At 46.5% G+C, this 26,944-nt stretch carries 23 protein-coding genes; 7 read left to right on the top strand and 16 right to left on the bottom strand.

Annotated elements, in window-relative coordinates:
- The first annotated feature begins 73 nt into the window (after window positions 1-73).
- The 6 genes from mreC (at window position 74) to GJR95_RS24820 (ending at window position 5,405) form a co-directional block, all read left to right on the top strand.
- On the top strand, window positions 74-910 hold the full coding sequence (mreC, locus tag GJR95_RS24845) for a rod shape-determining protein MreC (protein WP_162388440.1): 837 nt from the start codon (window positions 74-76) through the stop codon (window positions 908-910).
- A 78-nt stretch (window positions 911-988) separates the two neighbouring features.
- Window positions 989-1,495, top strand: a complete 507-nt coding sequence (locus GJR95_RS24840) for a hypothetical protein (protein WP_162388439.1) — start codon at window positions 989-991, stop codon at window positions 1,493-1,495.
- 55 nt (window positions 1,496-1,550) lie between these two features.
- Window positions 1,551-2,048 (top strand): GAF domain-containing protein, encoded by a 498-nt coding sequence (locus GJR95_RS24835; RefSeq protein ID WP_162388438.1) that lies wholly within the window; start codon window positions 1,551-1,553, stop codon window positions 2,046-2,048.
- A 103-nt stretch (window positions 2,049-2,151) separates the two neighbouring features.
- Window positions 2,152-2,601 carry a DUF4890 domain-containing protein gene (locus GJR95_RS24830; RefSeq protein ID WP_162388437.1) on the top strand — a complete coding sequence of 150 codons (450 nt, stop codon included), beginning with the start codon at window positions 2,152-2,154 and terminating at the stop codon, window positions 2,599-2,601.
- A gap of 186 nt (window positions 2,602-2,787) precedes the next feature.
- A complete protein-coding gene (locus GJR95_RS24825) occupies window positions 2,788-3,855 on the top strand; it encodes an NHL repeat-containing protein (protein ID WP_162388436.1) in 1,068 nt (355 codons plus the stop codon).
- A 14-nt stretch (window positions 3,856-3,869) separates the two neighbouring features.
- On the top strand, window positions 3,870-5,405 hold the full coding sequence (locus tag GJR95_RS24820; RefSeq protein ID WP_162388435.1) for a c-type cytochrome domain-containing protein: 1,536 nt from the start codon (window positions 3,870-3,872) through the stop codon (window positions 5,403-5,405).
- Between the two features lie 39 nt (window positions 5,406-5,444).
- Here the strand turns inward: GJR95_RS24820 and GJR95_RS24815 are convergent, their stop codons facing one another.
- The 9 genes from GJR95_RS24815 to GJR95_RS24775 form a co-directional block, all read right to left on the bottom strand.
- Window positions 5,445-6,740 (bottom strand): sensor histidine kinase, encoded by a 1,296-nt coding sequence (locus tag GJR95_RS24815; RefSeq protein WP_162388434.1) that lies wholly within the window; start codon window positions 6,738-6,740, stop codon window positions 5,445-5,447.
- A complete protein-coding gene (locus tag GJR95_RS24810; protein ID WP_162388433.1) occupies window positions 6,737-8,107 on the bottom strand; it encodes a sigma-54-dependent transcriptional regulator in 1,371 nt (456 codons plus the stop codon). The genes GJR95_RS24815 and GJR95_RS24810 overlap by 4 nt, the downstream gene beginning before the upstream one ends.
- An 82-nt stretch (window positions 8,108-8,189) precedes the next feature.
- A complete protein-coding gene (locus GJR95_RS24805) occupies window positions 8,190-9,344 on the bottom strand; it encodes an ABC transporter permease (protein WP_162388432.1) in 1,155 nt (384 codons plus the stop codon).
- A 133-nt stretch (window positions 9,345-9,477) separates the two neighbouring features.
- Window positions 9,478-10,725 (bottom strand): ABC transporter permease, encoded by a 1,248-nt coding sequence (locus GJR95_RS24800; protein ID WP_162388431.1) that lies wholly within the window; start codon window positions 10,723-10,725, stop codon window positions 9,478-9,480.
- A gap of 54 nt (window positions 10,726-10,779) precedes the next feature.
- Window positions 10,780-11,529: an ABC transporter ATP-binding protein gene (locus tag GJR95_RS24795; RefSeq protein WP_162391846.1), complete on the bottom strand. Its 750-nt coding sequence runs from the start codon at window positions 11,527-11,529 to the stop codon at window positions 10,780-10,782.
- 163 nt (window positions 11,530-11,692) lie between these two features.
- Window positions 11,693-13,159 (bottom strand): TolC family protein, encoded by a 1,467-nt coding sequence (locus GJR95_RS24790; protein ID WP_162391845.1) that lies wholly within the window; start codon window positions 13,157-13,159, stop codon window positions 11,693-11,695.
- A 35-nt stretch (window positions 13,160-13,194) separates the two neighbouring features.
- Window positions 13,195-14,454 (bottom strand): efflux RND transporter periplasmic adaptor subunit, encoded by a 1,260-nt coding sequence (locus GJR95_RS24785; RefSeq protein ID WP_162388430.1) that lies wholly within the window; start codon window positions 14,452-14,454, stop codon window positions 13,195-13,197.
- 252 nt (window positions 14,455-14,706) lie between these two features.
- Entirely contained in the window at window positions 14,707-15,990 is a 1,284-nt protein-coding gene (locus GJR95_RS24780) for an MFS transporter (RefSeq protein ID WP_162388429.1), read from the bottom strand.
- A 605-nt stretch (window positions 15,991-16,595) separates the two neighbouring features.
- Window positions 16,596-17,063: a hypothetical protein gene (locus GJR95_RS24775; RefSeq protein WP_162388428.1), complete on the bottom strand. Its 468-nt coding sequence runs from the start codon at window positions 17,061-17,063 to the stop codon at window positions 16,596-16,598.
- Window positions 17,064-17,924: 861 nt separating this feature from the next.
- Here GJR95_RS24775 and GJR95_RS24770 point away from each other — a divergent pair.
- The gene (locus tag GJR95_RS24770; RefSeq protein WP_162388427.1) at window positions 17,925-18,428 is read left to right on the top strand and encodes a hypothetical protein; all 504 of its coding nucleotides are present in this window, start codon (window positions 17,925-17,927) and stop codon (window positions 18,426-18,428) included.
- 1,040 nt (window positions 18,429-19,468) lie between these two features.
- Here the strand turns inward: GJR95_RS24770 and GJR95_RS24765 are convergent.
- The 7 genes from GJR95_RS24765 to GJR95_RS24735 form a co-directional block, all read right to left on the bottom strand.
- Window positions 19,469-19,699 carry a hypothetical protein gene (locus GJR95_RS24765; RefSeq protein ID WP_162388426.1) on the bottom strand — a complete coding sequence of 77 codons (231 nt, stop codon included), beginning with the start codon at window positions 19,697-19,699 and terminating at the stop codon, window positions 19,469-19,471.
- A 202-nt stretch (window positions 19,700-19,901) separates the two neighbouring features.
- Window positions 19,902-20,519 (bottom strand): hypothetical protein, encoded by a 618-nt coding sequence (locus tag GJR95_RS24760; RefSeq protein WP_162388425.1) that lies wholly within the window; start codon window positions 20,517-20,519, stop codon window positions 19,902-19,904.
- A 57-nt stretch (window positions 20,520-20,576) separates the two neighbouring features.
- Complete coding sequence (locus GJR95_RS24755; protein WP_162388424.1) at window positions 20,577-21,164, bottom strand: Crp/Fnr family transcriptional regulator; 588 nt, start codon at window positions 21,162-21,164, stop codon at window positions 20,577-20,579.
- A gap of 23 nt (window positions 21,165-21,187) precedes the next feature.
- On the bottom strand, window positions 21,188-22,042 hold the full coding sequence (locus GJR95_RS24750) for a ThuA domain-containing protein (protein ID WP_162388423.1): 855 nt from the start codon (window positions 22,040-22,042) through the stop codon (window positions 21,188-21,190).
- 88 nt (window positions 22,043-22,130) lie between these two features.
- Window positions 22,131-23,300: an LLM class flavin-dependent oxidoreductase gene (locus tag GJR95_RS24745; RefSeq protein WP_162388422.1), complete on the bottom strand. Its 1,170-nt coding sequence runs from the start codon at window positions 23,298-23,300 to the stop codon at window positions 22,131-22,133.
- 51 nt (window positions 23,301-23,351) lie between these two features.
- Window positions 23,352-26,210, bottom strand: a complete 2,859-nt coding sequence (locus GJR95_RS24740) for a TonB-dependent receptor (protein ID WP_162388421.1) — start codon at window positions 26,208-26,210, stop codon at window positions 23,352-23,354.
- 128 nt (window positions 26,211-26,338) lie between these two features.
- A complete protein-coding gene (locus tag GJR95_RS24735) occupies window positions 26,339-26,941 on the bottom strand; it encodes a beta-class carbonic anhydrase (RefSeq protein ID WP_162388420.1) in 603 nt (200 codons plus the stop codon).
- Window positions 26,942-26,944: the final 3 nt, after the last annotated feature.

Below are 26,944 nucleotides of genomic sequence, written 5' to 3'. Positions count from 1 at the left end.
ATTTTGTCTCTACAACCTGGCCTCCGGCTACCCGACCAAGTCCAGGCTACATTGTTAAGATGTTCCCCACTTTATGGGAGAGTTAGTCGACTTTTTTATTCGAAGCCGAAACTTCATCTTGTTTGTGTTACTGGAAGTGTTCTGCTTCTATTTTATCATTAACACAAGCAATTACTGGAGCGTGACCTATTTCAACACATCGAACCGGTATGCGGCTCAGGTGTTGGCGTGGTCCAACGCGGCCAATGAATATGCTCGTCTGCGGCAGGTTAATGCTGACCTGGCCATGGAAAACCAACGGCTCAATACCCAACTAACTCAGTTACTGCAAAGTAAGCCCGCGTCTCCAAGAGAGTATCTGGCCGACTCGGCTTTTGCCGACCGCTTTAAGTACACTGTTGCTAAGGTAATTGACAATACAACACAGTTCGCTAACAACTACATTACGATCGATAAAGGTACCGATGATGGAATCCGACCGGGTATGGGCGTGATTTCGCCAACGGGTGTCGTCGGTAAGGTGAAAGTGTGTAACCGACATTTTTCGGTCGTTACGTCGATTTTGCATTCTGGGTTTCTGGTGTCGTCAGCTTTAACGAAAGCGGATGAAATTGGGACGGCGAGGTGGGATGGCGTAGACCCGAGCCTGATCAAGCTGAATGACATTTCGCTGACAAAGACGGTTCACAAAGGCGATTCGGTCGTTACCTCGGAGCGTAACTCTACGTTTCCTCCGGGTATCTTGGTCGGCTATGTCCGAACAGTTGGCGTCCAGCCCAATCGGGTCTTTCACGATATTACACTTAATCTGGCCACAAACTTCGGCAGTCTGGCCTTTGTATATATCGTAGAAAATCGCCTGCAGGCAGAGCAGGAGCAGTTAGAAAAACAAGTTGAAACAGAGAAATAGTAAGCAGTAAGGAATGGGCAGCCGGCAGTGAGAAACTAGCCAACTGCCAACTATCGACTGCCCACCGCCTACTACAAGATGACTTTACGCGAAATTCTGTCTACTGCGTTTTTATTTTTGCTGTATCTGGTATTGCAGATCCTGCTTGTGCGGAATTTGGTGCTCTTTGATTACGCGTTCTGTTTCGTTTACATCGCCTGTATTCTGTTATTGCCCAACGAGACCAGCCTTACCTGGCTGCTGCTCATTGGGTTTGTGACCGGAATTATTGTCGATACGTTCTACAATACGCTCGGTATGCATGCGGCCGCTACGGTGCTGATGGCTTATTTTAGGCCGTTTGTCGTACGAACACAAATTGACGTGCCGGGTATGGAATCACGAATTGAGTTTTCATTGAAGGAACTGGGAGTCGGCGTGTTTTTTCGGTATGTATTTATATTGGCACTGATACATCACTCGGCCCTGTTTTTTATTGAAGCCAGCAGCCTGACCTTATTGATTCCTACGCTGATTCGGGTTGGAGCCAGTACGCTGTTTACGACCCTAAGTATCGTTCTCATTCAGTTTTTTACGCGGAACTAACTCCGTTTTGTTTTTTGTCATTCTACTACTGCATCAATAAGCAGTATCGATAAAAATGGCAGAATCCTTATTTCTCCCCCAGACCGCCGATCGTCGGCTGGTTTACGATAGCCTGATTCCGCAAATTGCCGCACTTATTGATGGCGAACCGGATCTAATTGCTAATCTGGCCAATATTTCGGCCGCGCTGAAAGAAGCCTTTGGTTTCTTTTGGGTTGGCTTTTATATCAAAAAAGAGAATCAGTTGGTACTTGGACCGTTTCAGGGGCCTATTGCCTGCACACGTATCGCGTTCGATAAGGGTGTTTGCGGAGCAGCCTATACCCGGCGTGAAACAATTCTGGTGCCCGACGTTGAGCAGTTTCCCGGACATATTGCCTGTAGTTCGGCGTCGAAATCGGAGGTTGTTGTGCCTGTGTTTGATCGGGCGGGAACAGTTCGTATGGTACTGGATGTCGATAGTGATCAATTAAATGACTTTAGCGACGTCGACGTTCAACATCTGGAACGCATCGCGGCATTGATTACCGATTTACACTATACTGCTGAATAGCCCTCTTCGATAAACCTGGTTAAGATGCTATTAAATTCTGGCGATTGCTTAAACCATAGGCTGTTGCAGGTCGTCTTAGGTTCGAATAAAACGATCACGAACCATGTTTAAGAAAATTGCATTTAGCGGACTGATGCTTTCGATGCTCTCTTTGTCGCTGTTGGCCCAGCAAACGACTACCCCCGATGCCCCCGCTTCAGCCCAGAGAGGTAGAGGCCGGGCCATGCAGGAGTATCAGGCTGGTGACCCAGCTACACGTGCCCGGAAAATGACCGACCGGATGACGCAGCAACTAGGGCTGGACGAGGCTACTTCTAAAAAGGTTTATGATGTAACCTTAGCCCGCGCTGAGAAAGTGGATGCGATTCAGAAAAGTTCTGATGACAACAAAACAAAAGCAGAGGCTTTGAAGGCTAATGCCGACGATTTTAAAAGTAAACTGCAAAGTATTTTGACACCCGATCAATTCACTAAGTTTGAATCGATGCGTGGCCGCATGGGAAGAGGCAAGGGTGGAAATCATGGAAGTAAGGACGATCAGGAAAAAAACTGAACGAATTAACCTAAACGGCAGAGGCCTGATTCTTGCTTTGAAGAATCAGGCCTCTGCCGTTTAGGCGTTTCCCGGAATCGGGCTACCTGCTGATTCGCCTGAGAATGGACAAGGCAGGCCAGTAAGCATGCTGGTAACAGTAAAGTTTAGGGCCAACTTCCTTTTTCTGTAAATAGTACAGACACCATGGCTTCTTCGTTTTCGCGTCGCTCATTTATTCGGCAGGCATCGCTCGTAGCAGCGGCAAGTACCTCCGTACCAACGATTCTTTCGGCAAAAACCAATCGTTATAGCGCCGAAACAACTGTTTTAGGGCATAATGGATTCCGTTATCGGGTAGTGCCAGGCTGGGGCGTATTGGATGCGGGAAAAAATCCCGTTAATGATTGCCACGAGATGGTACAGGACGCTAAGGGGCGAATCATTCTCCTAACCAACGAGACCAAAAATAATATTCTCGTTTATGATAAGTCAGGTAAGTTGCTCGAAACCTGGGGCCACGACTACCCCGGTGGTCATGGCTTAACGCTGGGTGGAGAAGGCAATGACCAATACCTGCTGATCAGCGATACCGACCGGCATCAGGTCATTAAGACGGATCTGAAAGGGAGTGAACTGATGAAGCTAGACTATCCGAAAGAAACGGGCGTTTATGCCTACCCGACGCAGTTTAAGCCGACCGAAACCGCTATAAACCCAGCCAATGGCGATATTTATGTAGTCGATGGGTATGGCCTGAACTACGTAATGCAGTATGACAAAGCCGGTAAACTTATCCGGTATTGGGGTGGTAAGGGCGAAGCGAACGATACGTTTGATTGCTGCCACGGTATTGTCGTTGACCGCCGAACCAGTAGCCCAACGCTGCTCATTACTGATCGCCGACGGAATGCGCTCAAGCGTTTTACACTCGATGGCAAATACGTTTCGACCATATCGCTGCCTGGATCATACATTTGCCGACCGGTTATTCATGGCGAAAATATCTATGGTGCTGTTTTTAGGAGCACATCTGATAATTATCCTGATTCGGGTTATATTACCATTCTGGATAAAAACGACCGGGTAATTTCGACCCCCGGCGGATCGGAGCCAGTCTATCAGGATGGCAAACTTGGTGAACAACGCAAAGAACGTGGCGTTTCGGCGTTTCTGCATCCACATGATGTGCTGGTAGATGAAGATGATAGCATCTATGTGGCGCAATGGAGTTCCAAGAAAACCTATCCTATAAAATTAGAACGGGTTTCCTGAATCGAGTGCTAACTATGAATAAACTGATTTTTTTGCAGGCGAATGCTGCTCAGCCCTCGGACTGGGTATTGTTTTTTGGCCATTTCCATCCGCTGATTGTCCACCTGCCGATTGGGTTTTTGCTCATTGCGGGCTTGCTCGAAATTGACCGTCTGACTCGCCGTAATTCGGTTAGTCCCCATACAATTACCCTGATTTTATTCTGGTCGGCGGTAAGTGCAACGATGGCGTGCGTGTTTGGTTATATGCTTTCTCTGGGCGGAGGCTATGACACCGAAACGCTCAATAACCATAAATGGGAGGGGATTGGCGTAGCAGCGTTTGCCTGGATTGCCTGGGCTGTAAAATCGGAGAATCTGGGCCGGGTGATCCCGTTTGCCCAATTGATGTATCTGCCTGCTCTGGGCGTATCGCTGCTGTTGTTGCTGGCAGCTGGGCATCAGGGCGGAAACCTGACCCACGGTTCGGATTTCCTGACTCAGTATGCACCCGGACCACTGAGAACACTGGCTGGCTTACCGCCTAAGCAGAAAGAATTTAAGGCGGAGCCGATCACCGACGTCAATCAGGCAATGGTGTATAAACAGATTATCAATCCTATTCTCCAGACGCGTTGCGTTCAATGCCATAATGCCGATAAGTCGAAGGCTGGCCTTCGGCTGGATTCGCCCGAAATGATAAAGAAAGGCTACGAAGATGGTCCTGTTTTCGTAGCGGGTAAAAGTAGCACCAGTGAAATGGTGAAGGTTTGCTTACTGCCCGAGGAAGATGATCACCACATGCCGCCAAAGGGTAAATCGCAGCTTAGTGAAGGGCAGATCGCCTTGTTGACCTGGTGGATCGATCAGGGGGCTTCTTTTGACAAAAAAGTATCGGAATTAGCCGTGAACGACGCCATCAAACCCGTGTTGGCATCGCTGGGTGGTAGCGGTTCGACCAATGCCTCCTCTGGCAGTGGAATTGCTGCGGGTCCTGCGCCCGAATCGCCCGTGCTGACAATGAAAGTTCCGGCGGCTGACCCTAGAGTAATTGAGGAACTTAAGAAAACCGGTTTACTGGTCTTGCCGCTCTCAAAAGAACAGAATCAGCTGGAAGTTAGCGCGGTTAATGCACGAACCTACAATGATGCACAGGCGGCCTTGTTACCCAAACTCAGCAACCAGATTGTTTGGCTGAAGCTGGGTGAGACCGACATATCTGATGCGACATTAGCGCAGCTATCTAAATTGAAAAACCTGCAAAAACTACATCTGGAGCAGACGAAAATAACTGACGCTGGCTTGAAACAACTAAAAGGGCTGGCTAACCTCGAATACCTGAACCTATATGGTACGGCTGTGACCGACGCGGGCCTGGCGGAGCTGACAACCTTGAAAAACCTCAAAACGGTTTACCTCTGGCAAACAAAAGTGACTGCTCAGGGACTGGCTACCCTGAAGCAAGCGATGCCAAAACTAGATGTTGTTGGTGGCATTGATGAGCAGGCCGTTGCCGCATTTGCCAAAGCTAACTCGGCTTCCGAAAAGCCGGAAGAATCCAAGAAGAATTAGCGCAGGTAATAGCTAAACGTGGCGATTCATGAACTTCAATCAACCAATTGCTCTAGCCCAGGAAATGGCGAAAACGGTCCATCCATCTGGCTCGGTTTGTAGTGAAAACGAAAAGCCATGATTAAGTAAAATCTCCCGTGTTAGGGTCAGGCCGATGCCCTGTCCGTTGGGGCGGGTACTATAAAAAGGGTTGAATAAATTAGCTACTACATCCTCTGGAATAGGAGCACCATTATCTCGAATGATCAGGTGACTGGGTGTAATCAGGACTTCTACACGATTGCCTGGCTCACAAGCCTCAATCGCATTCTTGACAATGTTGACCAGTACCTGTTCCAGTTGCCCTAAATCGACGGGGTGCATAACCGGAGTATCGGGAGCCGTGATGGTTAGCGCCACATTACTGGCTTCAGCCTGTGGTTGCATAAGCCGCACAACGTTACGCGTTAACTCAGCCATATCGCTGGGAGCCAGGTTAGGCTGAGGTAGCCGCACAACGTCGGCAAAGCGACGCATGAAGCGATTGAGCCGATCGTTGCGGTCGATCGCTACCCGAACGGCGCGTTTTAACTCAGAGTCGGGTAGTTCGGATTCTGTCACGCTCAGAATGGAGTTTACGGCCCCAATGGAGTTATTGACCTCGTGTGCCATCATCCGAATTACTTTGCTGTATGCTTTCTTTTCAGAAGCCAGAATCTCAGGCGTTAACTCTTCAATGATCAGAAACGATCGGCGGAATCCCCGATCGATGAAGTTTGACCGAAGTACTTTGTAGGTTTCAATCCCGTTGGGCTTCATCACCCGCGACTCGCCGTCGGCCAGATCGGCCATTTGAGCAAGCAAGGAGTAACCCAGCTCAGCCAACCGTTTCATGAGCATTGCTTCGGGTTGCATTCCCAGAAGTTGGCAGGCCCTTGGATTAACGGATGCAATTCGATCGTCGAAATCAAAGATCAGTATGGCAATTGGAGCGGCTTCGATCAGTTTATTTAGGAAGAACTGCTGCTCAACCTGCCGGGTGCGCTCCTGCCGAAGCTGGTCAATCATCAGATTATAGACCGTGATCAACTCATCGACTTCGTAATTACCAGTCGGCACGAATTTGACGGTAAAGTCTTTATCCCGAATCGCTTCGATTCCTGACGCAATGAATTCCGACGGCTGCTGAAACGCCCGATAAATACGAATGGCAACGTATACTGAAATCAGAATCAGAACCTCTGAGGCAATAAACAATGCTTTTTGTTCTCTCAATACCCAGCCGATTAAAGCGACCAGCGCGAGATGAACCGTGATAATGTAAAGCAGGTAACGCGTACGCAGGCGTAAATTCATTCCTCAGTTGTGTAGGGAATGCCAAATTTCTCTAATCGGCGGTAGAGTGCAAAACGAGTAATGCCCAGCGCTCTGGCAACTTTGGCAACCCGATTGTTATGAAAAGCCATCGCCTGTTGAATCATTTGGTATTCCATTTCTTCGAGCGTCATGGTTCCTACTTCGGGCAGTGAACGGGAAGCCTGGAGTTTGGGACTCACAGTGAGGTTTTGTTCGAAGTCAGCGATCATTAATTTGTCGTTGTGGGCCAGCAGCACCGTTCGCTCTACGACATTTTTCAACTGGCGAATGTTGCCCGGTAATGACAGCGTTTTGAGCCAGTTCATCGCTTCTTTGCCGATGTGCAGATCAGGTCGTCCGTAGAGCGTTTTCAGGTTGTTGACAAAAAAAGTCGCCAGCCTTGCAATGTCGTTCGGCCGTTCGCGTAGGGAAGGTAGCCGAACCATGATGAGGTTGATCCGGTACAGCAAATCTTCCCGAAATAACCCTTTGGCGACCATATCCTCCAGGTTTCGGTTCGTCGCGCAGATCACCCGCACATCAACCGTTCGACTTTTGCTGCTACCCAGCGGCTCGAACGTCCGATCCTGCAATACACGTAGTAATTTTACCTGACTGGCTGGGTCAAGGTCACCGATTTCGTCCAGAAAAATACTGCCTTTGTTGGCCAGTTCAAATCGCCCTACGCGGTCGGTTCGGGCATCGGTAAAAGCACCACGAATATGCCCGAATAGTTCGCTTTCAAACAGTGTCGATGAAATACCGCCCAGATTAACTTTGACAAACGGCTGTCGTTTTCGTCGGCTGTTCTGGTGAATGGCTTCTGCAATGAGTTCTTTGCCCGTACCACTCTCGCCCGTAATGAGTACAGGAGCATCGGTAGGTGCCACGCGTCCAACGGTTTTCAGAATAGTTAACAGGGTTGGATCTTCGCCAACGATGTTATCAAATGAAAATTGCTGATCAAGCTCCCGACGATCGGGTGAGACCGGATCTGACTGGGCCAGGTTTAGGGCCGTTCTGACCGACTGAACCAGGTAATCATTCTGCCAGGGCTTGGTAATGAAGTCTTTGGCTCCGGCTTTCATGCCCTCTACGGCGAGGTCGATGCTGCCCCATCCGGTAATCAGAATGACTGGTACATCCGGCAGGCGCTCCCGAATCCGGCGGAGCAAGCGTAAGCCATCATCACCGGAGGTATCGACGGAGAAATTCATATCCAACAGAATGACTTCCGGCGTTTCCTCCTGCAAAATCTCGAAGGTATCAAAAGGCCCGTCGGCCGTACGTACCGTGAACCCTTCTTTCCTGAACAGGAGGGAAAGAGACGTCTGGATGGCAATATCGTCGTCGATGATGAGGAGCATGCTGGTCTAATGGCGAATGGACAAGGGATACTGTAAAATGGTAGGTTTTGGGTTTTCAGGGTTTACAGCATTCACTCCCTGTTCATTCTTCATGAAGCGCTACGGCTGGTTGAATGGTTGCGGCCTGTCGGCTTGGGAATAAGGCACAGAGCGTAACGATCAGGTAGATGACTATGATTGAAACGACAATGGCTGTTATATAGACATTTGCGTGTAAATCAAATACGTTCAGGAGTGGGAATTGAGCGGCAAATAACAAACCAATCAGCATTCCAAAGGTGGCCAGCACCCAAATTTCACCAATGAACTGTGTCGAAATCCCTTTTTCTGTAGCCCCCAATGCCCGACGTAATCCTATTTCGCTCCGCCGTTTAGCAATGCTCAGATTGAGAATACCAAATAGGCCCAGGGCAACATTGATCAGCAGAAAGCTACACACGATCAGAAAAATTATGACAGGCACGAGTGTAAGATTATGCTGGTTTTTTCGGGAATCGGCCAGATGATCAACTTCTACACTCCATCCTGTCAGCATCGATGTAATATTCTTCACAATTTTAGCTTCAAACACGGCGTCCGTACCGGGTTTTACCCGAATAAGCAGCAAATCGTTCCAGGGACTTTTGGCATTTAATAATTCAAATACGGCGGGTTTATCAGCCATAAATTCGCCTTTCGCCTTAAAGGTATTAACCGTGCCTACTACCTTAAAACGTTCGCCAATGATCTTGCCCATTGGGTTTTCATCACCAAACAGGCCTTCTTTCGCCTTTTGATTGATGATAACGGGCGTGTATTTACCGATGCTGTCAGCATTTCGGTACCACTTCCCGGCAGCCATGGGAATATCGAGTGTTTTGGCGAAATTATCGTCAGTTACGTAAAAATCAGCCATTATCTTTTTTTTGTTGTACTCTACCCCATTGTTCATTGAGTTTGCTGAAAATGGGAAATTACTACTCATTCTCGTAGCGGATTCTACATCGGCGTATGTCTTTAACTGTTGCAGGGCTCGTTGAATTTTCTGCTCGACATTGGTAGTGTCCTGATTACTTTTCAGACTGATTGCCCAAACATTTTTGTACTCAAAACCTAAAGGTTTCGTGTAATTGCCGACATTATAGACAATCAGTGAGGCCAGCCCAAAGAGGACCATAAACGAAGCCCAGATCTCTATCATCAGCAGAGCGTGGGTTTTCTTCTTGTTCCAGATTAATTTGAAAAGATGACGGATCATGGTATAAAGAGTAGATGAATGAGCGAAAGTGTGAAACAGCGAATGACTGAAAGAGCGAAAGTGTGAATGCGTGATTAGTAGGTGAATATCTTGCGTCAGCAATTCACTCTTTCGCCATTCACGCATTCATTCTTTAAGCTTTAAGGGCTTCGGCAATATTAAGTTTCGACATACGCAAGGCCGGTAGCACACCCGATAAGAGTCCGAATACGAGACACACCAATAGGCTGATAATGAATACGTTCATGTTGATCGTTAGATCGGCATATGCGATCCATCCGCTGTTATTGATGAGCTGGATGATCATAAACGTGAGCACGAGTGCAATGGCCCCACCGATGAATGTGATGAAAATGTTTTCGACAATAAATTGCCACACAAGCGCTTTTACGGGTGCACCAAATGCTTTTCGTATGCCTATTTCTGACGCCCGTTCCATAATTCGACTAACGTTTATGTTTACCAGATTGATGGCCGGTAAACCCATAAGCATGAACATAATAAAGCCAATGACGCCAAAAAATATGGTCCTCAGGCCGGGGCCACCATCTAAAAGGGTGCCAATGAAGTTTTCCAGATAAGGATCACTTTTTACCTCCAGTACCGAGTACTTAAACCCATCCTGATTGCCAGGTAATGGAATCCGGTTTATATGACTTTGAAATTCATCCTGAATCGCTTTCAGGTCAGATTTATTTTTGGCTAATAATATCGCTACATAACCGCCCCGAAATCCAGACCGCTGATAATTACTTTTGGGAGTCGTATATGGAAAATAAACATCTGCATACGTAAACGGCCGGGTAACGGGGCTACCTTTTACCACACCGATTACCTTATAGTGAATGTTCTCAATTTCAACATCCTTACCAATGACCGATTCTGTCGTATTACCAAAATAGTGATTTTTAAAATCGTCGGTAATCACCGCTACATAGTCACCATTCGCTATATTTTGTTCATTATAGGGTTTCCCCTCCAGAAATTCAAAGTCAGTTACCTGCCAGAAATCAGCATCCGTAAATTTGGTATTAAGCTTTATTTTCTGGGAGCCTACATAGGCGTTCGAACTGTTGATGAAGGTGCAGAGTGTTACCCTTTCCGGCGTTTTCAGCGATTTAGCATAGTCTGTCAGAAATTTGAAGCTCATAGGACCCATACTTCTCGAACTTCTGCTCGAATCGGTCTGGAGCATCTGCATGATATAAAGCGACCGATCCCGTTTGGTTTCTGGATAGTGACTTCCAATCAGATGGTCGAGAAAGGAGGTTAGCACCATCAGCACTGTTAAGGTAAGGCTAATGCCAAAGAGTGTAATGAAGGTATAGAACGGATGCCGTAGCAGGACCTTCCAGGCGATTTTTATGTAGTTGATTAACATGGCGCAAAGAGTGGGAGGGGTATGGAACGCGGATACCCGTTGTGATTCGTAAGCCTATAAAGTTGATTGTTCTTCCGATGGGAAGACACGCCCAATACCGGTCTCCATGCTCAGAGCTCCTTGTCCAATGCTGGAGTCTCCCACCATCGATCCGTCGAACAGCCGTACAAGCCGATGCGTTTTTTTGGCCATCGATTCATCGTGCGTTACCATAACAATCGTGCTACCGTCGGTATTGAGTTGCTGGAGAATGGCCATAATTTCATTTCCCATCCCGCTGTCGAGGTTTCCGGTCGGTTCATCGGCCAGAATAATATCAGGACGACCAACAATCGCACGGGCAATGGCAACCCGCTGTTTCTGCCCACCCGATAACTGGTTCGGAAAGTGCTTTATCCGGTTGCTCAACCCCACACGCTCAAGCGCCTGACGCGCCAGTTCCCGACGTGACGCGCCCGTAGCATCGCCTTTCCGGTAGAGCAATGGAATCTCGACATTATCGAGTACCGATAAGTCGTTGATCAGGTGAAAGCTCTGGAAAATAAAGCCAATTTTCTGGTTCCTGAGCTGAGCCAGTTCTTTGTCGCGATAATGCGTTACAGCCTGACCACCAATTTCAACGCTGCCCTGGCTGGGTGCGTCTAACAGGCCCATCAGGTTCATTAGGGTCGATTTGCCGCAGCCGCTTGGCCCCATGATAGAAATAAACTCACCAGCCCGAATGTCGAGGTTGATGTTCGTCAGCGCCAGCGTCTCGATGCTGCTGGTCCGGTAGACTTTTTCGATGTTTTTGAGCGTAATCATGGCGTTGGGAAATGGATAATGGTGAATGTCGAATGTCGAATGGATGGCGGATGGTCTCATTCAGGTATTGACTCTACAATAGCTCCTGCCTTTCGCACAAAACCGTGCCACGGCTTGGGTATAGTCAATTGTAACATGGTTCTGGTCGAAAGGCATGCATCCATCATTTGATTTTCTGATTTGTTTCAAAATCATATAACGTCAATAAGCGAAGCGCATAAAATGCCTGCCAGTAATCGCGTAAGGCCAGAATCGCGTCGCGACGGGCACGATCTTTATCCTGCGTGGCAATTCCGAGATCGGTTACACTCAGGTTGCTGAGTTTAAAGCGATCCTGGGCGATCTGATAACGGCTTTGAGCAATTTGATCAGCCTCGGCGGTTAGTTTAACCTGCTGTCGAAGCATTTCCAGTAAGGTTACCTGCGTATAAATCTGCTGCTCGAATGTTCGTTTCGATTGTTCGACCGTTTGAACCGTGAGTTGCTGGTTGGCGCGGGCCGTTTCGGTTCGGGCCTGGGCTCGCCCCCACGTCATAATGGGAAGCGTAAACTGTATTTCGACAAACTCCCGATCCTGTGGGCGTACGTATACATCACCCGGCCGATTGCCTCGGTTCGACAAGCCAAAAGCTGCATTTAAGGTAGCATTTAGGCCGTTTTCTTTACGTGCTTTATCCAGATCGCGATCGGCTTCGAGAACCTGACGACGAAAGGCGATAGAAGCAGAGCGATTGGCAAATGCTTCAGCCAGAGCCTGGTTGATGTCTACCGAAAAATCGGTCAGCTGTGTCGGCACGACTAATTCAAATCGTTGCGGTTGCCCGCTGCCTTCATTTTTAGAGTTCAGGTATGATCGCAGTTTCAATGATGCAACTTCGGCTGTTTGGCGCGCCGATGCCAGATCTTTTTTTGCATTCAGAACGCTTAGTTGCAACTGGAGCAGATCGTTTTGTGAGATTTTCCCCAGCTCCAGCTTATGTTCGGCTATTTTGAAGAGCGTATCATTATTGGCGCGATTTGTTTCGGCAATCTGAAGGTTCACCTGCGACACCAGTAGGTCAAAATACAGACCTGTAGCATCGAGGGCAACCTGTTCGAGAGCCTCGATGTATTGCTGGTTACTTTCTGCATAGCGTAGTGGTTCGGTCCGGCGGTCCCATTTCATCTGGTTGAAACGAAACAGCGGCTGAGTCAGGCCGATGGCGAAGGGAATTCCGTTATAAAGCGTACTGCTGTTCAGGAAGTTATCGAATCGCTGGAGTTGTTGTTGAATAAAGATTGAGCCACCTGTTAATGGAATATTCTGACTCAGCGACAGGTTCAACACCGAGTTATTATTCGAAACGGGCTGAAAAGCAATGGTTCCATCGGGTTGTGTGACCTGAACAAACGAGCGTGTAAAGCTCGGCAACGATCCATCGAGGCTCAACTGCGGTTTAAAATCAGCCAGAAATGAGCGGTATTTCCAGTAATTGGTTTTCTGCAATGTAGCCGCCTGTTTGCCCGCTATCGATTGCTCGCGGGCTAGTTGTACTACCTCATCGAGCGTAAGCTTCTGGGTTTGTGCTACAGCCAGATGGCTCACAAGAGGCCATAATAGCCCTAAGCCCCATTTTGTCAGCGAGCGCATAAAGTTGCCCGTTCCAGTAAGAAGTGCGTTCATCGTCAGGGCTTGTTAGGGTCAATAGTGAGTTGTTCGAGGTGTTCATACTCACTCAAATCCGTCAGAATGACCCGGTCGCCAGCCTGCAATCCACTCTTGATTTCTACCCAGTCGAAGTTTGACAGTCCCAACTGCACTTCTCGTCGGGTAGCCACAGTAGGACTGGTCATTATATACACAAACTGCTTCCGTTTACCCTTAAAGGCAGGCCCATTGGCTACCCGCACCGACTGAGCAACCCGGTTTGTGACGATAAATACTTCGACTTTCTGATTGGGGCGAAGTGAGGTATGGTGGTTATCGTCCAGATCTACTGCAAACTGCACCACACCATTCTGGACAGACGGTTTTACCTGCGTGATCTGTCCGCGGAGGGAGGTTTCATTGATTTTTACGATTACTGGCAGGCCCACTTTTACCTGTTCGGCATAAATATCGGAGCAGGAACCTTCCACGCGAAAACTGCCCAGATCCGCTAATCTTGCCAGCATTTCGCCCTCGCTTACGGCCGAACCGATGTGTTCATTTACCCAGGTCAGCACACCTGCCCGGTCGGTGAGTATATCGGCTTGTTTGAGTTTATGATCGAGTACTTTAAGATTTGTGGCTTCGATTTGCGCCTGTAATTCAGACTCTTTCAGGCTGGCGCTCATCGACTGACGGTTATAGGCCAGATCGTTCTCGAGTTGTTTTTTTTCTAATTGAGCGATTTGCAGAAGGTTTTCGGCACGGGTTACATCTTCGGGTGTTTGACCGCCAACTTTCAACAGGCGTTTGGCATCGCCAAGTTCGGCCTTGAGCTTGTTGATTGTCAGTGATTTGATTTGATCGTCAACATCGGCATCGTAGAGTTCCTTGTTTAGTTTAAGCCGCAGTTGTTCGATGCTATTTTTCTTGAGAGCAAGCTGGTCTGCTATTTTTTCGTACTCAATCTGAGTTAGCGACTTATCAAGTTCAAGAATGGGCTGGTTGGGCCGAACGCGAGTGCCGGGTGTGAGCAATACCCGCCGGATACTGGCGCGAATGGGGCTGGTTATGATTTGTTCGTAAGCTGGAATAATCTCGCCCGTAGCGCTCAGGGTGTTTTCAACAAAACCGATTTGAGCAACCGCCGTTCGGATTTTGCTCGCTTCAACGGATGTTTTTAATATCTTTTGGAACCAGACGATGCCAGCTGCCAGACTGATAAACACGACGGCGCCAATCAGCCAGCTTCTTCGGCGGGTTCGGGCAACAAGTTCGGGTGCTAATTCGCGGTCCATTTTTGGCTAGTGTAGTTACCTACCTGGTACGCCAAACACTATGCCATGTATAAATGATTGTATATGAGGGTTTTATTTGGATATTGCTATGAAAAAACTGTGCGAAATCGCACAAGATGTGCGATTTCGCCCGATTGGGAAAGACTCCAGAATTTTACGACGTATCAATGTGTAGAAACTTACGTAAGCAATAACGATGAGCTGTGCCACGGTTCATATGGGAGTTATGGTTAACCGTGGCACGGCTCATCGTTATTGAAGGGTCAACTTTTCCGGTTGGGGTTTATAAGTGGAACCGGCCGGTTTTACGGCAACCAACGTGATAATTGCTGATAAGAAGAGAGAGCCAGCCATAAAAATATAGGAAGCGCCGAACCCACCGGTTGTTCCATTTAAATAGCCAACGATATACGAGCCAACAAATGACCCTAAAGCACCTAAACTGTTGATCAGGGCCATAGCGCCACCTGCCACATTTTTGGGTAAAACATCTGGAATAATGGCAAAAAATGGCCCATAGGGTGCATACATCGCACCGCCAGCAATGATCAGGAGCACGAAGGATATCCAGAAATGATTTACGCCGATTAAATATGAACCATAGAAAGCAATGGCACCCAATAATAAAAACGGCCAGACAAATAGCTTTCTGTTCAGGGTTTTGTCGGAAAAATAGGACGCACTTAACATACCGATTATAGCCAGTACGTAGGGCACTGAAGACAGCCAGCCGGTTTTTACAATATTCATGTTTGGTGCTGCATTGATAATGGATGGAAGCCACATAACAAATCCATAAACACCAATACTCCACAAGGCATATTGCAGACTCAACAGAATAACAATTCGGGATTTAAATGCTTCCGCATAGTTTTTAACCGGCTTAATTCCTTGTTGCTCTTGCTGTAACTGCTCTTCTACGGCCTGTTTTTCAGATTCGGTTAACCAGGTTGCATCTTTTGGCTTATCATCGACTAACCGCCACCAGAAGAAAGCCCAGACTATTGCCGGAAGCCCTTCCAGAATAAACATCCATCGCCAACCGACCGCTTTGATTAAATAACCCGAAAGAACTGACATCCAGAGTATGGTTGCCGGATTGCCAAGAATTAAAAACGTATTGGCCTGAGAGCGTTCAGCTTTCGTAAACCACCGGCTTAAAAAAAGCAGCATGGCAGGCATGACCGCGCTTTCGACAACACCAAGCATAAAACGAATAACAATCAACAAATTGACATTGCTGATTATTCCGGTTGCCATGGCTAATCCACCCCACAGAATTAACGACCAGAAAATTAGCTTTTTCGCACTTCTGTTTTCCGCATAGATCGCGCCGGGTACCTGGAAGAAGAAATAGCCCAGAAAGAATAGAGACCCCAACAAGGAAGACATGGAGGGCGTGATCTTTAAATCAGTAGCCATTCCACTGGCCGCTCCAAATCCAAAATTTGCTCTGTCGAGGTAAGCAAGGCTATAAGTAATAAACGCTATGGGTATCAGACGATACCAGCGGGATTTTGCTAAGGGTTGTCCCATTTTAAGCTTACTTTTATGAATATACGTACTGATTCAAAACCTGTGGTTGGCACCCTTGGCCATTAGAAAGAATAAAAAATAGAGACTAACTAGTATAAGCGGATAAATTTTCGGGCACTCACCGCTTGTCAATGCTAGTCCGGCACTAATTTATTTCGCCAAAACCTACCAGTCTTATAAAGACCGGTAAACCCTTTTATAAGACAGTCAGTTGCCTATTTTCCTCTATGTTGAGGTTTATTCCTCAGAATTTATTTGAATGCTATCTAAACGCCCTGCTCCAATGCAGGCCGAATCGTCTTTATGAGCTTCTGATCGGATCGTCAAAAAATTGACAGGAAGGGAAATAAGTATGGCTTCTATTCGCACTGGAAGAGACAGTTCAGGGCACATAAATGCCTTTTAACCATACGTCTATTAGTCTAGGCGGGTTTATCGATTGCTAACTGGCGCCGTTTTGCGATACGAGCAATTCCAGAAAATATATTGATAGGAAGAGAACTGGCCCGATAAGTAAATGAGAAGTCTATTGGTTTGACGATGATGAATCACTGGCAGGAAAGAAATTCGGCTACAAGTGTTTGAGCAGAGGTGTTGAAATAAGATTATACCTGGATTAATTCATCAAGTCTTCTGGCAACTTGCTGTTGATAGAGCTGCGATTTAGCCATTTGCTGCTCATACCGATCAATTTCCAGGTTATAATGGAGTATAAGTCTGGATCTTATGGATTGATCCCGAATGCTCACTTCAGCCCTTATTAATAAAGCTTTGAACCGGCTTATCACCAGTTTCTGGCTTGATACATTAGCCTCGCATTGATGCATCCGTTTCCTGGTCAGGTCAATCAACTCTTGATCTATAATAGAAATAGAGCGAACGGGTTGGCTTAACAGATATTTCCACTCATTCTCTAATTGTTGTATGGGCTCCAGACAGGGAAAACCGTCAAATACCTCCAGAGGGAGTTCACTCTCCTTACCATTCTCGATAAGCAATACCTTGATCAGCGTTTCTCCACCCGCGACTACAGTATTAAGAAAGTCAAAACCAACCTCAAGTTTATCGAGCATGCAGGAAAACTCTCGAAATTGGGCCTGGCGGTCTAAGATAGTTAGGCGGAATAGCATACAGTTTATTTAATCGGTTTAAAAACTCATTGATTTTAGAAACTGTAGTCATGTGACCTCATCACCTGCTTTTATCCCTGAGGTAATTAAACAACTATTTATGACCAATTGATTTAACAATGTACGATAACTAAACCAGATTGTGAACAAAAATGTCTTTTGATAAAACCTGAACGGCTGTAAATCACAGGGATAAGGCTGTTGCCGGATGGAATACTGTTCTCAAGACAAGATCTACTGATCCAGAAGGGGTATCCTGGCTCAGAGCAATAGAAATAAATTGGATGCCTGTTCAATTAGGATACGTTCGTGCGAAGCTAAGTAATCGGATTAAGCGCTGAACGGTAGGGAATTTTTTAGGGGTAACTACGATTTTTAGGTTTTTTGAAACTGTTGCTTTGATGTATAACTTAGCCAGTAACAAAACGTAGTAGATAGGTTTAGGAGAGGTCTGCCTGCCTAATCAAAGTTTGCCAAAAATTACCAATTGGTTAGTAGATTTAACTGTGGATAACGGAAATCAACACAGATTAATTCTAAAAAAACGCCCGATTAAGGTAAGCCGTAAAAGCGCCGAAAATTTTACTATTAATCAATATAATTCAAAAAAAGCTACGTCACAGGAGAATGGGGGCATATTTACTTCCTATAAATTTTTGCTGGATTTGACATGTGTAACCTCGCTGGCTTAATGCTAGTAAGTTGCTGGATTTTATAGCCGCAAAATAAGTATGAACGTTATATTTGTAGCTTATTAGAAGACCGTATCGCGATTGTATTCACCCTAACCTTGATAGTTTAGTTATGTTATTTGAAATTGGAAGCGCTGTTGAGTCAACGATTTATGGATATCAGGGGTCCATTGACCTAATAGCACCAAACTTCTGGCAGGTTTATGACGGACCCAAATCGGAAGGTATGTGGTGGCTGAATCAGCAAAGTGTTGAACCTACTAAAGATCAAATAAATAATGAACGTTGGTATCATGTAAAAGGCTTTGGGAAGGAAAGCTTTTTCTCCTGTGAGTCTCGTCTACGACTTATTTCGCCCGTTAACTTTAAAGATCCATTAAGTTTTGATGGCCAAATTGCCAGCGTTGAGAACCAGGCCGGTCGGTTATGTCTGGTATTAGATAAGCGAATAGAGTCCTGGTCTGGAAAGATGCCGACCCTGACCATCCAAAATCCTACAGTAACCCCTTTTGTTGGCGATTGGATCTATGGAACTAGTCAATCTGTTTCGATTGCTGCTGATGGACTTATTTATCCTTATAAACGTGAGCAGGATCTACTAACTCAAGGCTGGTAATACCAGCCGTTAAAAAAGTGAACCTCTATATGTGCTTAGGGCTTGCCAAAGCTAGTAGTGCCAGACTACATAATATTGAGCTATAATTATATAAACAAATCTGACAATCCGTTGATTATTAGTAAATTACGACTTTAAATTAAAATCCTGCCTGCTCCCGAAAAAGGACCAGGGCCACTTATATAATTTCCTGAGGATAATCGAACAAGAAACTAGTTTTTGGTTAGGGCACAAGTAGCTATATATTAGGGCCTGAATCAGGAGGCAGTTTCGGTTTGCCCGACTAGATAGATTGGAAAGCCTTTTTGTTTAGGCGGATCTAATCTCCAGCTGCAATGGGGAGTCAAAGCGTATGCTAACTGGGTTTTGTGCTCGAGGAAATCGACTCACCTGCTTCGGTTGTGTGGCTAACAGTAAAAGTGACTTGTCCTTGTCAACAGGTAATGAGTATCCCTGTCGTACTAAGGAATAGAATGATTCCGACTCCCTTCTCGTACCTGATCGAAGAGCATGAACGCAGGCTGGGCCGGTGAGTGGTTATTTTTTTGACAGATTGATTGTATGTTTGGCCAACATCTGTTTACTATTCCAGCCTTAGAATCTATAGTCAAGTTTACTATTATACTATATTCTAAAAATCAAAATTTTAGTTTTTTTGTGCAGTCTTATTAAAAATATTGATCGTAAATTTTATTAGATCACTAAAAAAGAATAAATATTTTCGGTTGTTTTAGATCGAAATTTTAGTGAAATGGCATGGTAATAAAAACAAACACTATTTTACAAATGTAGATGCGAAATAATGCCTTTCTTCTGCTATGCAAGTTTACTTGTTAGTCTGTTGGTGGCCACGTATTTATTTTTAACAAATTATTTCGCCGAATCATACAAAAAAGCTCATTTATTTTTAAACCAGAAGAAGTCTCGCCGTAAGATGCTGTACCTGGCTTCTTGAAGTATGAAGATTTGAGCCGAATCAGGTTTTTAGTTACTCAATAAAAACTATAAAAATGCCACTTACCTATTTATTCAGGGCTTTCTTATAAAACCAGTTCTTGATTCATGAACTGAATCAATGTTAGGAATTTGTCGGCAAAGTCTTCTAGTTGAGCAACCATATTTTTGGGCTTTTTTCGCCCTAACAAGTTGATAACCACATCGGCGAACCGTCGCATCGGCGAACCGTCGCATCGGCGAACCGTCGCATCGGCGAACCGTCGCATCGGCGAACCGTCGCATCGGCGAACCGTCGCATCGGCGAACCGTCGCATCGGCGAACCGTCCTCTCTGTGTCGGCTTTAAGAAACCTCTCCGTGTCAGTTTGAAGAAACTGCCATCACATCACCACAGCGGCTTCTTTACTACGAATTCACGGGTCAATGAGGCTGCTTCATTTCGTGATAAACAACCCGTAATAGGATCAATTACGTTGCAAAATCAGATCTATATAATTATCAAAACTTTACCATTTTTCTATTTTCCGACTAATACATTATACTCTTCAGGAATAGTCATCCCGGTAAAATGATTGGTCAATCCGTATAGAATCAGAACTGCCAAAATAAGCCCGGTATAGAGCAGTAATTTTGCCTGGACTTGTGGTGATAAACCAAATACTCTGACTGTCATTTTCTTTCTGTGTACAGCTGCAATGTGCCCCCATACAGCCATAATAGCGAAACTGTAGTAAGGGATAAAAAACAGGCTGAACGGGAATGTATTGATGCCTGCCGCTCCAAAGTATAAATTCGTATCAAGATGTAGAACAAGCCGCCCGAACAATATAGCAGATACATGAACCAGAAGAAAAAAAGCCAGATAGAGACCGGTCCATATTTGTAACTTATCAAACAAGCCGTTGACGTCCTTTCGTTTGCTAAAAAATAATCGCAAACCTGACGTAATCTGAACTACTACAGCCAGTAATAAAAACGTCTCAGCAATTCTATTTCGATATAGATGACGCAGAAACGCCATTGTCTTTAAATGGGCCTCTTCGCCCAGTACACTGATAGCATGGTTAGCTAAGTGAAGACCAATAAAAATTGATAGTGTTATCCCCGATAAGTAATGAATACGCTTCCAGTCCATTTGGTCTCATTTTTTCGCAAAGGTTGGGCTAAAATGAGGGGCTTCATTTGATCTAGATCAAATTCGTTTCTTCGGATGTCTAATTCGACTTAACGTCTCCAGCGTTATTCCTAAATAAGAAGCAATATGGCCAAGAGGAACCCGATTCGTGATGTCGGGGCGGATGGCCAGCAGATTTTCAAGTTTCTGGTGCGCAGGCTCAAACTGAACAGACACAATTCGCTGTTGCAGTTGTAACATCGTTTTCGTGACTATAACCCGGCATAATCGGTCGAAGCTATGATGCTTGTCACATAGCTCGAGCATGGTATCTCTGGAAACTTCTATTAGTATTGATGGCTCAATTAATTCAATAAAATGAGGACTTGGCACATCAAGAAAAAAGCTATTAATTGACGAGATAAAATCGTTTTCAAAGGCAAACCAATCGGTAATTTCTTTGCCATCTTTTAAGTAATAGGCTCTGGCAGCACCCTCAGCAATAAAAAAAGTTTTATCTGAATATTGCCCTTCTTTTACCAGAAGTGTATTTTTTTCAAACCGTATAGTTTTACAGCGATCAATTAAATCTTGAGTGGCATCGGTAGACAATTCTGAATAAAAGGTTTTGATAGTATCGATAATAGTCTGTACTGTAGTCTCCATTCAATATTTCAATGAGGAAAGGCTCATTTTTTAGCCTTTATTTTTGACGAATTGCCCAACCATAACAAGCTGTCGATAATCAGTTTATTCTGCGTTTCATTCGTAAATGTAAATGACAGTTCTTTATTGGTTTTGTTTTCATAATCAATATCATTATGCCCCATGTTTGCATAAATCATGTTGTATTTTTTATTCGTCCAGACTACCGGATAATAACCGCTATGCCATATTTCGTGCGGTTTTGGTCCCGTTCCCAATGGGTAACTTGTTGAGTCAATTGATAGTAGTATTTTAATATCCGGATTCGTACGCAGATCATTCGTCCACCTGTACCATTCATTCGGTGTCGACTTAAATGTTTCGGACAAATGCTTTGTGGCCGGGTGCTTCCGATCTTCAACCCGTAAAATAGCCGAAGTGGGTCGCCAGGTATTGCTTTTATATTGACCTGATCCTAAAAACTGGTTATGATACCAGTCCCAGTTCTGCGGAAAAGCAGATGGAGTCAAGGCAAATCCCGCAAAGTGAAAACCCATCCAGGCACCACCCTTTTCTATGTACTTCTGAAACGCTTCCCGCTGAGCAGGTTCCTCAGGCCGGCTGTCTAGAAACAAAACAACCTGATAATTGGCCAGAAAATCAGCATTTAGATTCGTCCAATTGTCTGTCGAATCGTAGGTAAAATTATGCCTGGCAGCTTCTTTAGGAAACCACCGATTAGCTTCATGTACGTAGCTAATGTGCGCCTGATCGCTTTTAGCCCTGTAAAAAGCGATCACGTTAAACTTGCCCGCCTTACTCTGTGCCTGTATAGTGGAGATGAAACAAATGAGGCAAAAAACAATGGCTATAAGTTCCTTACTGCTAACTAGGCGCATAATAAATCGGTAGATGAGGTCATCAAGGAAGGCCGGATTCGGGCAAACCTACTCACCCTTCACCAGACTGGCCCCAGGTCTTTCGCGGCTAATAACTCAATGCACCAAACGTCAGCGGTGTTTCGGGTACGTGTGTCGGTCGACGGCCCTGAACATCGGCCAATCGTACAGTTGGCAGATGCGGCAAAACCAATTTCCCAAAATACCCGCACTCCTCAATAAGTGGGTAACCCGAGAAAATAAACGACCGGATACCCATGTCCATGTAGCGGTTGAGCTGGGCCAGAATCTGCTCTGGTGTTCCGACCAATGCGCCACCTGCCCCCGATCGCGCCCGACCTATGCCCGTCCACAGAATTGGCTCCACAAAACCCTCCTCATCGGCTCCCTGTCGCATCTCATCCTGCCGCAAGACGCCCAGAGATTTACCGTCCTGGGTCCGTTGTTTCAGCGCTTCTGCCTGTTGTGCATTGAATTTGCTCATTAATCGTCGGGTGTACGCACGGGCTTCGGCTTCCGTTTCGCGCACAACGACGTGAATCCTCAGGCCAAAATCAATCGTCCGGCCGTGGCGAGCCGCCCGAGCCGACACATCCTGCATGGTAGCATACAGGCTTTCCTCTTTCTCGGGCCACATCAAAAATACATCACAGTATTGCGCACAAACTTCACGAGCCCCATCGGCAATACCACCAAAATACAATAGCGGCCCACCCTTTTGCTGATAAGGCTTAACAGGATCGGTAGCCATAGTAAATTGCCCATACACTGGTCCATTGTGAATAATTTGATTTTGAGTCCAGCCCTGGCGCAAAATCTCAATGGTTTCAGAACATCGCTGGTAACGAAGCGCCCCATCCTCTTTATAACCGGGAAGGTCAGAATTAATAATATTGATTGTCAGCCGCCCTTCGAGCAGATGGTCGAGTGTACTGATGGCCCTTGCCAGCATGGGTGGATGGAACTCTCCGGTACGAATGGCGACCAGTAAACTGATATCCTGCGTCAGGTGAGCCACTGCCGATGCAAACGCAATCGGCTCCTGCCCAACGACGTAGGAGGTTGGTAGCAAAATATTCTTGAAGCCCTGTTTTTCGGCGGTAAGCAAGATGTCGCGACAGTGCTCAAAACTACTGCGACGGTCCGGGTCGAGTTGGCCCAGGAATTCAGTATCTCCTCCGCAAAGATCACAGAACCAGGCAATTTCAGCCACGCGATCGGCAGTGCGAACGGCGACAGATTTTATAGTATCAATCATACAATTAATTCATAATCGGTTCTTACCGACCCCTTACGAACCAGCTCGTCACTAGCGAAACAACTCATCAAACGTAACGCTCACGTAATACAACCCGCCGATCCGGGCAAGGCCATAGCCCTGAGCGTAGTATTTATTGAAAATGTTGGTACCACCGAGTTTAACCGTTGATTTATAGTCCGGCACTTTATACGATACCTGCGCATCGACACTGCTCCACGATGGAAGCCAGACGTCGCCCGCTGTAGTTCCCTGTTCAACCCACATTTGATCTGTCCAGCGATAGGTAAGCGTGGCTCCGATCCGATCAGTCAGGCGTGCATTGTTCAGGCTGATGTTATAGCGATTTTCGGGCGAAATAAAGAAGTTCCGGCCTTTCTGCGCCACTTCAGGGTTACTCATTTTCCGCTTTACGATATCAAGACCCGCATTGTCTTTAATGATGTTGCCCTGTGCATCGCGAAGCGTTACGGTGCCAACCTGATAGGTGTAATTACCACTGAGCGTAAATCCCCGACCTAGTCCGTACTCCAGACCCAACCCGGCGCCATTTACGAAAATCTCGTTAAAGTTGTTGAAATTGATTTGTAGTGTCCGGTAGGTATTCGTTGCAAAATCAGCAATCTGGCCATTGGTTGGCTGATAAAAGCTCTGAGCGGCAATGAAATCGGTGTATTTGCTGTAAAAATAGAAGGCGTCTATGTACAGTTTATTCTGAATCAGGGCTTTGTAACCTATTTCCCAGGTTTTGATTTTTTCGGTCGTAAAATTAGCCGGATTATAGGCCCGACTACGCAGTTGAGCTTCTGTAATGCGCCCTGCCGCAAAATCTTTAACGTCGCTATCCAGATAAGCCGGATTGGAAAATAATCCGGCTGACTCAGCCGCCAGACGTGCCCCACCCACTTCGCCCCCTTTGCCAGCCGCCGGAACGGAAAACAACTGCCCCGGCGATGGATTCCGGAAAGCCGATTGCCACGAAGCCCGGAAATTATGAACCCCAGCGCTTATCACCGCCGATGCTCTGGGCGTAAAACCACCACTGAAATACTGATTCTTATCGTAACGAATGGCCACTGTTGGCTTTATCGTTAGCGAGGAGCCAAGCTTTACTTCTTTGGCAACCTGTAAATAGGCACCGTATTCGTTGATGGTGTACTCTGAACCATCCGCTTTCAGCGTAATGGCAGTTCCGCCAGTGTTCAGGGCATAATGCCGGATGCTGCCCCCCGCAATCACCTCAGCCACTTCGAACAGATTCGTGAAGTTGTACATACCTTCGTAGTGCCAAAGGGCTGAATTATCGCGAAAGCGTGTTCCTTTCGCGCCTTTATAGCCAGGAACGGTATCGGTGTTGAAGGTATTGGCAAACAGATCCCGCACGAGATTAAAGCTCGCAGAACCGGGCAAATAACGTCCACGATCGGCCTCATTCCGGGCCAGTCCGGCACTCACTTTATTTTCTACGTATACCTGCCCAAACTCAGTAGCCCACTGTGTCAGTGGTTTCCAGGCATTATTAATAGCAACGGCGGTCTGACCAATGTTCCAGCCTTCAGCTTGCTGCTGGGTGGTATACGCCCGTAGAAAGAAATTCTCACCCCGAATTTCAGCCTTGAACTGATGCCGCTGATAGTCCGGAAAATACTCCCGGAAACCGGCCGTGCGAATAAAATTGCCATTGCCGTAATACCAACCCAGTGAGGCCTCAATAGTACCCGACAGTTTGTAATGCAGGGATACGTTAGCGCGATTATTAAATACCTTACCATTGTTACCCAATACGGCCAGTTCGGTATAGCCAGTGCGGGTTACCAGCGTATTCCGCAGGGATGAATTGCCATAATTGGCGGGAAACGTGTAGGCACCTCCCGCATTGATGTCGTCACCATAGACATTCACGCCATCGTACTGAAGGTTCGTATTGGAGTCGTTGTTTGGCACAAAACCGATTCCGGTGGCAATGTTTCCCCGAGTAGCATCCGTTGCAAAAAAATTCTCCCGCGCACGAGTCGAGCGGTCGCTGTAGTCGTCGGCAATGAAATCGGTACCACTTAATCGCTGGAAATTCACTTTAAACGCAAAGCGTGTCCCGAGCTGTTGGGCGTATCGAATGGCGAAATCACCATACCCTTTTGGCCCAAACCCCGACTTCCCGACATTATTGACGCCTACTTTTACCTGAGCGCTCAGGCCCTGATACGTAAACGGATTCTTGCTGGATGTCAGCATTAAACCCTGCAATGCGTCAGGCCCATACAGAGCTGATGACGCCCCCGGAATAAGTTCAATGCTCTCAACATCCAGATCAGAAATACCGGCTACGTTGCCAAAGCCAAACCCTAAGCCCGGTGAGCGGTTGTCCATGCCATCGGTCAGTTGCAGAAAGCGATTGTTGTTGTTAGCCCCAAATCCCCGCAGATTAACTGATTTAAACGTCAGGCTTTGTGTCAGCAAATCGACTCCTTTCACGTTTTGCAACGCATCAAACGGACTGGCTGCCGGCGACTGCTGAAACTGTCGGGCACCGAGTTTCTCGACTGTTACGGCTGCTTTTCGGATATCTTCAGGAACACGGCTAGCCGATATGATCACCTCATCGGCAGTGATCGCTTCTTCGGTGAGCGTCACAGAAATACTGCGAAAGTTATTTCCTCTTACGGCCACATCCTGACGGCCATAACCGATAAACGAAATACTAATGGTCAGCGGTAATGATTCTGTGGTTGGTAATATAAAGTGCCCGTCTGGCTGCGTGACCGTACCCGTATTCGTTCCCCGAATAATAATGGTCACACCCGCCAGCGGCTGATCTTTTTCGTCAGTAACCCGGCCCTCGATATTTGTCTGTGCCCGGACACCGATCAGGCCGAACAGCAGAAACATCATTAGTAAAAGAAGTTTCTTCATAGCTGAGTTATTAAAAGTGTAATTTTTTATAAAAGTTGGATACAAATGACACAAAAATACAAAAGCTGACCACGTTAAATAAATTTAACGTGGTCAGCTTTCTAAAATCAAGTCAATGAATTAGCGCACTAACTCTCAGCAATGGCCCCTGCTAGTGTAGCTTCGGGTACATCAATCAACCTGCCGGTCCTAACGTCGTAAATGTAACCATAAACGGCAATGTCAGCAGGAACCAGTGGGTGGCTTTTAATGCGTTCAACGTCTTCCGTTACGCTGTCTGCCAGATTACTAATGGTCAGGAACGAAACGAATTTGGCTTCGTCGGAGCCACCTTCTTCTGTTACATTCCGCCATCCGCTGGCGTCGATCGTTGCGGTTTTCAGGCTTTTTTTCAACAAACCACGGATGATGTCGTCGGTAAAAAGCTCCATGCCACAGTCGGTATGATGAATGACAAACCACTCCGTTGTGCCAAGTAATTTGTGCGAAATAATGAGCGACCGGATCGCATCATCACTAGCCCGGCCACCGGCATTTCGAATAACGTGAGCGTCGCCTTCGGCCAGACCCGCATATTTGGCCGGGTCCAGGCGGGCATCCATGCAGGTCAGAATGGCAAAATGTCGGCCCGGTGGCAACGGTAAACTCCCTTTATCACCGAACGATTCAACATAGGCTTCATTGGCAGTCAATACCTCGTGTAATACCTGGCTCCGGACTTGGGTTTCCATAAC

It is taken from the genome of Spirosoma endbachense, assembly GCF_010233585.1.
GTDB lineage: Bacteria > Bacteroidota > Bacteroidia > Cytophagales > Spirosomataceae > Spirosoma > Spirosoma endbachense.
The sequence above is the reverse complement of the archived record's forward strand: the minus strand, read 5'-3'. Positions and strand labels throughout refer to the sequence as shown.

What these genes read in the sequence shown, in the direction of transcription:
- GJR95_RS24805 (WP_162388432.1), bottom strand. Translation starts at nt 9,344, where the DNA reads ATGATCCGTCATCTTTTCAAATTAATCTGGAACAAGAAGAAAACCCAC.
- GJR95_RS24750 (WP_162388423.1), bottom strand. Translation starts at nt 22,042, where the DNA reads ATGCGCCTAGTTAGCAGTAAGGAACTTATAGCCATTGTTTTTTGCCTC.
- GJR95_RS24745 (WP_162388422.1), bottom strand. Translation starts at nt 23,300, where the DNA reads ATGATTGATACTATAAAATCTGTCGCCGTTCGCACTGCCGATCGCGTG.
- mreC (WP_162388440.1), top strand. Translation starts at nt 74, where the DNA reads ATGGGAGAGTTAGTCGACTTTTTTATTCGAAGCCGAAACTTCATCTTG.
- GJR95_RS24770 (WP_162388427.1), top strand. Translation starts at nt 17,925, where the DNA reads ATGTTATTTGAAATTGGAAGCGCTGTTGAGTCAACGATTTATGGATAT.
- GJR95_RS24735 (WP_162388420.1), bottom strand. Translation starts at nt 26,941, where the DNA reads ATGGAAACCCAAGTCCGGAGCCAGGTATTACACGAGGTATTGACTGCC.
- GJR95_RS24825 (WP_162388436.1), top strand. Translation starts at nt 2,788, where the DNA reads ATGGCTTCTTCGTTTTCGCGTCGCTCATTTATTCGGCAGGCATCGCTC.
- GJR95_RS24760 (WP_162388425.1), bottom strand. Translation starts at nt 20,519, where the DNA reads ATGGACTGGAAGCGTATTCATTACTTATCGGGGATAACACTATCAATT.
- GJR95_RS24790 (WP_162391845.1), bottom strand. Translation starts at nt 13,159, where the DNA reads ATGCGCTCGCTGACAAAATGGGGCTTAGGGCTATTATGGCCTCTTGTG.
- GJR95_RS24840 (WP_162388439.1), top strand. Translation starts at nt 989, where the DNA reads ATGACTTTACGCGAAATTCTGTCTACTGCGTTTTTATTTTTGCTGTAT.
- GJR95_RS24780 (WP_162388429.1), bottom strand. Translation starts at nt 15,990, where the DNA reads ATGGGACAACCCTTAGCAAAATCCCGCTGGTATCGTCTGATACCCATA.
- GJR95_RS24740 (WP_162388421.1), bottom strand. Translation starts at nt 26,210, where the DNA reads ATGAAGAAACTTCTTTTACTAATGATGTTTCTGCTGTTCGGCCTGATC.
- GJR95_RS24830 (WP_162388437.1), top strand. Translation starts at nt 2,152, where the DNA reads ATGTTTAAGAAAATTGCATTTAGCGGACTGATGCTTTCGATGCTCTCT.
- GJR95_RS24775 (WP_162388428.1), bottom strand. Translation starts at nt 17,063, where the DNA reads ATGCTCGATAAACTTGAGGTTGGTTTTGACTTTCTTAATACTGTAGTC.
- GJR95_RS24765 (WP_162388426.1), bottom strand. Translation starts at nt 19,699, where the DNA reads ATGCGACGGTTCGCCGATGCGACGGTTCGCCGATGCGACGGTTCGCCG.
- GJR95_RS24800 (WP_162388431.1), bottom strand. Translation starts at nt 10,725, where the DNA reads ATGTTAATCAACTACATAAAAATCGCCTGGAAGGTCCTGCTACGGCAT.
- GJR95_RS24835 (WP_162388438.1), top strand. Translation starts at nt 1,551, where the DNA reads ATGGCAGAATCCTTATTTCTCCCCCAGACCGCCGATCGTCGGCTGGTT.
- GJR95_RS24815 (WP_162388434.1), bottom strand. Translation starts at nt 6,740, where the DNA reads ATGAATTTACGCCTGCGTACGCGTTACCTGCTTTACATTATCACGGTT.
- GJR95_RS24795 (WP_162391846.1), bottom strand. Translation starts at nt 11,529, where the DNA reads ATGATTACGCTCAAAAACATCGAAAAAGTCTACCGGACCAGCAGCATC.
- GJR95_RS24755 (WP_162388424.1), bottom strand. Translation starts at nt 21,164, where the DNA reads ATGGAGACTACAGTACAGACTATTATCGATACTATCAAAACCTTTTAT.
- GJR95_RS24820 (WP_162388435.1), top strand. Translation starts at nt 3,870, where the DNA reads ATGAATAAACTGATTTTTTTGCAGGCGAATGCTGCTCAGCCCTCGGAC.
- GJR95_RS24785 (WP_162388430.1), bottom strand. Translation starts at nt 14,454, where the DNA reads ATGGACCGCGAATTAGCACCCGAACTTGTTGCCCGAACCCGCCGAAGA.
- GJR95_RS24810 (WP_162388433.1), bottom strand. Translation starts at nt 8,107, where the DNA reads ATGCTCCTCATCATCGACGACGATATTGCCATCCAGACGTCTCTTTCC.